The sequence below is a fragment of the Halolactibacillus sp. JCM 19043 genome, from assembly GCF_001310395.1.
Lineage (GTDB): Bacteria > Bacillota > Bacilli > Bacillales > Amphibacillaceae > Halolactibacillus > Halolactibacillus miurensis.
This window is the reverse complement of record NZ_BAXD01000073.1, coordinates 1-1,665: the sequence shown is the minus strand read 5'-3', so window position 1 is coordinate 1,665 and position 1,665 is coordinate 1. Positions and strand designations below refer to the sequence as shown.

The following is a 1,665-nucleotide window of genomic DNA, read 5'->3' as shown; positions in this document are numbered from 1 at the left end:
TGAAAAAGTCCAAAAAAGATCGGATACCTCATTTAATCATAGGCATCCGGTCTTTTTTCGATAAAATAGAAGTATCAATAATAGGTGGTGGCTAAAATGATTCTTAAACAAACAGAAATGATGTTAAGTCCGTATTCAGGGATTTATGATATTGTTGTGCCTAAAGATAATTTTTTACGACAACTTAACGAGCTGGTTGATTTCTCGTTTGTTTATGATGAATTAAAGGATAAGTACTGTCACACCAATGGTCGAAACGCCATTGATCCTATTCGTATGTTTAAGTATTTACTCTTAAAGACCATCTTCGATGTCTCAGATGTTGATGTTGTTGAACGTTCCAAATACGATATGTCCTTTAAATATTTTCTTGGCATGGCTCCGGAGGAGCCAGTTATCGAGCCAAGTTCTCTAACTAAGTTTCGTAAATTGCGACTGAAAGATATCAATTTACTCGACTTACTGATCAATAAAACCGTGGAAATTGCGATTGAAACCGACGTTTTAAAAAGTCATACGATTATTGTTGATGCCACACATACAAAGGCGCGTTATAATCAAAAATCACCGAAAGAAATATTAATGGACCGTTCGAAGAAATTACGTAAAGCTGTTTATACGATTGATGCGTCGTTAAAAGATGAGTTCCCAGCCAAACCGACATCCAATGAATTAAAAGATGAACTCGACTACACTCAGAAACTAATAGATGTGATTGAAGCGAATCAAACGATTTCTGAATACCCTCAGGTAAAAGAAAAAATGAATCTGTTAAAAGAAACTGTGACAGATGATATCGAACAGCTGCGTATATCTGAAGATGAAGATGCTCGAGTGGGACACAAAACACGTGATACAGCCTTTTTTGGTTATAAAACGCACCTGGCTATGAGTGAAGAACGTATCATTACAGCGGCAACTGTTACCACGGGAGAAAAGACAGACGGCAAGCAACTCCAAAGTCTTATTGAAAAAAGTATGGCAGCTGGGTTAGAGGTTGAAACCGTCATTGGAGATGCAGCCTATTCAGAGAAGGCCAATATTGCTTTTACGAAGGGAAAAAACATGGCACTCGTGGCTAAATTAAATCCTTCTGTCACTCAAGGTAACCGTAGAAAAACTGAATTTGAGTTTAATAAAGACGCGGGCATGTATGTCTGTAAAGCCGGTCATCTAGCCGTTAAGAAAGCGCGTCATGGGAAAAAGAATATCGGAAAAAATCAGACCAATACATATTATTTTGATGTAGAAAAATGTAAAGTGTGTCCGCTTAGAGATGGCTGTTATAAACCTGGCGCTAAAAGTAAAAGTTACTCCGTCAGTATTAAATCAGACAATCATAGCGATCAAGCTAAGTTTCAAGAAACAGAATATTTTAAGGAGAAATCAAAAGAACGGTATAAAATAGAAGCTAAAAATAATGAATTAAAACACAGACACGGGTATAATATATCAAAATCCTCGGGTCTTGTTGGTATGCAAATGCAAGGAGCCGTCGCGATATTCGCGGTGAATTTGAAAAGAATATTAAAACTTAGAGGGTAACATGTGCGAGTATGTGAATTAAAAATAATAAAAAGACGACACTTATTCATATTTTTGAATAAATGTGTCGTCTTTTTTGATTCTAATTAAACTTACATTAAGAAAATCGTAAGATTTTCA

1 protein-coding gene is annotated in these 1,665 nt (G+C 36.0%); it reads left to right on the top strand.

The window, feature by feature from the left end:
- The first annotated feature begins 96 nt into the window (after positions 1 to 96).
- The gene (locus tag JCM19043_RS15625; protein WP_062323983.1) at positions 97 to 1,545 is read left to right on the top strand and encodes an IS1182 family transposase; all 1,449 of its coding nucleotides are present in this window, start codon (positions 97 to 99) and stop codon (positions 1,543 to 1,545) included.
- The last annotated feature ends 120 nt before the right edge of the window (positions 1,546 to 1,665 follow it).

What these genes read in the sequence shown, in the direction of transcription:
- JCM19043_RS15625 (WP_062323983.1), top strand. Translation starts at nt 97, where the DNA reads ATGATTCTTAAACAAACAGAAATGATGTTAAGTCCGTATTCAGGGATT.